The organism is Streptomyces sp. SID3212 (assembly GCF_009865405.1).
Classification (GTDB): domain Bacteria; phylum Actinomycetota; class Actinomycetes; order Streptomycetales; family Streptomycetaceae; genus Streptomyces.
Map to the genome: position 1 here is coordinate 1 of NZ_WWJY01000411.1, position 3,635 is coordinate 3,635.

Consider the following 3,635-nt stretch of genomic DNA (forward strand, 5'->3'; position numbering starts at 1 on the left):
GGGCACGCTGACCGCCGTCGACGTCGGCGAGTGCGCCGCGGGCGGTGACAGTACGTGTGTGAACCTCATCCGGGACGGCGGCCACCGGGTGGGGCAGGTTCTCGCCACCCTGGTCAGCTTCATGAACCCGTCCATGATCGTGATCGGCGGCGGGCTGTCGGGGCTCGGTTACGTCCTGCTGTCGGAGATCCGCAGCGTGGTGTACAAGCGTTCGCTCCCGCTCGCCACGGGCAACCTGCCGATCGTCATGTCGGAGCTGGGGCCGCGGGCCGGGGTCGTCGGCGCGGCGCTGCTGGCCAGCGAGCTCTCGTACGGCGGAGGGGTCTGGCCCCACCCGGACTGACCGCACTCCCCCGGCCCACTGCTCGCCCCACCTGCCCGCCCCATCTGCCCGCCCCACCTGCTCGACCCTCACGGCCGCCGCCCGCAGCGGTGCTTCCCGCGATGTGCGACTAGGATGAAAGTCGCACATGGGGTAAACGCGCGCGCAGGTACGGATACGTACAGGTACAGGGGCATACAGGCGGCCCCCACGGCGCAGCTGGTCGCGGTGGAGCCGTGACAGCGGATCGGACACACATGAGCAGCGGATTCATGGGTCCGGAGGGCTACGGCCCCGACCCGTTCAGTGACTTCCTCTCCCGCATCCTGGGTACCGGTGCGAACGCCGGCGGCCCGGGACGGCCCCCGCCGCGTCAGGCGGACATCGCCCGGCTGATGAGCGAACCGGCCCGGGAGCTGGTCGCGTCGGCGGCCAGTTACGCGGCGGAGCACGGCAGCCCGGAACTGGGCACGGAACACCTCCTGCACGCGGCGCTCACGGCCGAGCCGACCCGCGCCCTGCTGGAGCAGGCGGGTGCGAATCCCGACGCCCTGGTCGCGGAGATCGACCGGAGTGTGGGCTCGGGACCGCAGCAGAAGTCGGTCTCCGTCACCCCGGCGGTCAAGCGGGCGCTGCTCGGCGCCCACGAACTGGCGCGGGCGACCGGCTCCTCGTACATCGGTCCCGAGCATGTCCTCGGGGCGCTCGCGGCCAATCCCGACTCGGCGGCGGGGCGCATCCTGAACGTGGTCCGCTTCACGCCGCCCGCCGCCCCGTACGGCGGTGTCGGGCCGCAGCCGCCCGGCATGGAGCAGGGCGCGGTACAGCAGCACGGTACGCCGACCCTCGACAAGTACAGCCGCGATCTCACCGATCTCGCCCGGTCGGGCCGGATCGACCCGGTCATCGGCCGTGAGGAGCAGATCGAGCAGACCGTCGAGGTGCTCTCCCGGCGCGGCAAGAACAACCCGGTCCTCATCGGTGACGCCGGGGTCGGCAAGACGGCCATCGTGGAGGGCCTCGCGCAGCGCATCGGCGACGGGGAGGTGCCCGGCACCCTGCACGACCGGCGGGTCGTCGCGCTCGACCTGTCGGGGGTGGTGGCCGGGACCCGTTTCCGGGGTGATTTCGAGGAGCGGCTCAACGCCATCATCGACGAGATCCGCTCCCACTCCGACGAGCTGATCGTCTTCATCGACGAGCTGCACACGGTCGTCGGCGCCGGAGGCGGTGGCTCCGAGGGGTCCGGCAGCGACGCGAGCCAGATGCTCAAGCCGGCTCTCGCGCGGGGTGAGCTGCACGTGATCGGCGCCACCACCCTGGAGGAGTACCGCCGTTACATCGAGAAGGACGCCGCGCTGGCCCGCCGCTTCCAGGCGATCCTGGTGCCGGAGCCGTCCGCGGAGGACACGGTGGAGATCCTGCGCGGTCTTCAGGACCGGTACGAGGCCCACCACCAGGTCCGCTACACCAACGAGGCGCTGCTCGCGGCCGTCGAACTCTCCGACCGGTACCTCACCGAGCGTTTCCTGCCGGACAAGGCGATCGACCTGATCGACCAGGCCGGGGCCCGGGTCCGGCTGCGTTCGCGCACCAAGGCCACGGACGTACGGGACCTTGAACGCGAGGCGGAGCAGCTGACCAGGGACAAGGACCAGGCGGTCGCCTCGGAGCAGTACGAACGGGCCACCGAACTGCGGGACCGGATCAACGAGCTGATCGACCGGATCGGGGCGGAGGACGGCCGGAGCGAGGGCGACGGGCACATCGTGGAGGTGTCCGCGGAGGACATCGCGGAGATCGTGTCCCGACAGACCGGTATCCCGGTGAGCAGTCTGACCGAGGAGGAGAAGACCCGGCTCCTCGGCATCGAGGACCACCTGCACACCCGGGTCGTGGGGCAGGACGCGGCGGTCACGGCGGTGTCGGACGCCATCCTGCGCTCGCGGGCCGGTCTGGCCGACCCCAACCGTCCCATCGGCAGCTTCCTCTTCCTCGGGCCGACCGGGGTGGGGAAGACCGAACTGGCGCGGGCGCTCGCCGAGGCGCTGTTCGGCAGCGAGGACCGGATGGTGCGCGTCGACATGAGCGAGTACCAGGAACGGCACACCGTCAGCCGGCTGGTGGGTGCCCCGCCGGGATACGTGGGCCACGAGGACGCGGGCCAGCTGACGGAGGCCGTGCGCCGGCATCCGTACTCGCTGCTCCTGCTCGACGAGGTGGAGAAGGCGCACCCCGATGTCTTCAACCTGCTGCTCCAGGTCTTCGACGAAGGGCATCTGACGGATTCCCAGGGCCGCCGGGTCGACTTCAAGAACACGGTCGTCGTCATGACGAGCAACCTGGGTTCTGATGCCCTCAGCGGGAGCCGCGGGGCGCTCGGCTTCGCCTCCCCGGACGCCTCGGACACGGGGCAGCCGGGCGGCGCGGGCGGTTCGCAGACCCGGTCGGCGGCCGAGGAACGGGCGCTCGGTGCGCTGCGGGAGCACTTCCGGCCGGAGTTCCTCAACCGCCTGGACGAGGTCATCATCTTCCGCCGCCTCACCGACGAGCAGCTCAGGGAGGTGACCGGACTGCTCCTGGAGGCCACCCGCCGGCGGCTGCGCGCGCAGGACATCACCATCGAGTTCGCGCCGGAGGCCGTCGACTGGATCACGCGGCGCGGCCATCAGCCCGAGTACGGCGCCCGTCCGCTGCGCCGCACCATCCAGCGTGAGGTCGACAACGCGCTGTCCCGGCTGCTGCTGGACGGCGCGCTCGCCCCCGGGGCACATGTGCGGGTGACCGTCGAGGAGGAGCGGCTGGCGTTCCACACGACGGCGATGGTCTGACCCGGGACCCGGGTGCGCGGAGGCAGGCCGACCACTCAGCCGGCCTGCCGCATCAGGGCGTTGAGCTCCCCGTAGTCCAGGCCGTCGGCAAGGTCGCCGTAGGTGCCGGTGGCCAGCAGTTCCTCGGTGGCGCGGCGGACGACGGCGTACGCGGACAGGACGACCGACGAACCCAGGCTGACCCGGGCGACCCCGCACCGCGCGAGGTCGGCGACGGAGGGCGCGCCGGACCCGACGAGGATGTTGACGGGGGCGTCGATCCCCTCCGTCAGGGCGGCGACCTCGGCCAGGTCGGTGATGCCGGGGACAAAGATGCCGTCGGCTCCGGCCGACAGGTACGTACGCGCCCGGTCCAGCGTCTCGCGGAGGCGTACGGACGCGTCCAGCGCGCCCGACAGGTAGGTGTCCGTGCGGGCGTTGATGAACAGGGGTACGCCGGTGGCCTCGGCGGCGGCCCGCGCGGCGGCGATGCGGGCGGCCTG

The 3,635-nt window shown here is 71.8% G+C and carries 3 protein-coding genes; 2 read left to right on the forward strand and 1 reads right to left on the reverse strand.

The annotated features are described in order from the left end of the window. Both GT042_RS12510 and GT042_RS12515 read left to right on the forward strand, forming a co-directional pair. Nucleotides 1–343: ROK family protein (locus tag GT042_RS12510; protein ID WP_161308780.1), on the forward strand; the 343-nt coding region annotated here is incomplete at its 5' end. Between the two features lie 236 nt (nt 344–579). Next, nucleotides 580–3,153, forward strand: a complete 2,574-nt coding sequence (locus tag GT042_RS12515; RefSeq protein WP_161308781.1) for an ATP-dependent Clp protease ATP-binding subunit — start codon at nt 580–582, stop codon at nt 3,151–3,153. A 35-nt stretch (nt 3,154–3,188) separates the two neighbouring features. Here GT042_RS12515 and GT042_RS12520 read toward each other — a convergent pair. Continuing rightward, the coding region (locus GT042_RS12520) for an isocitrate lyase/phosphoenolpyruvate mutase family protein (RefSeq protein WP_202532686.1) at nt 3,189–3,635 on the reverse strand (447 nt) is incomplete at its 5' end.

Bases quoted from the DNA above. Each gene is read 5' to 3' on its own strand.
- GT042_RS12515 (WP_161308781.1), top strand. From the start codon at position 580: ATGAGCAGCGGATTCATGGGTCCGGAGGGCTACGGCCCCGACCCGTTC.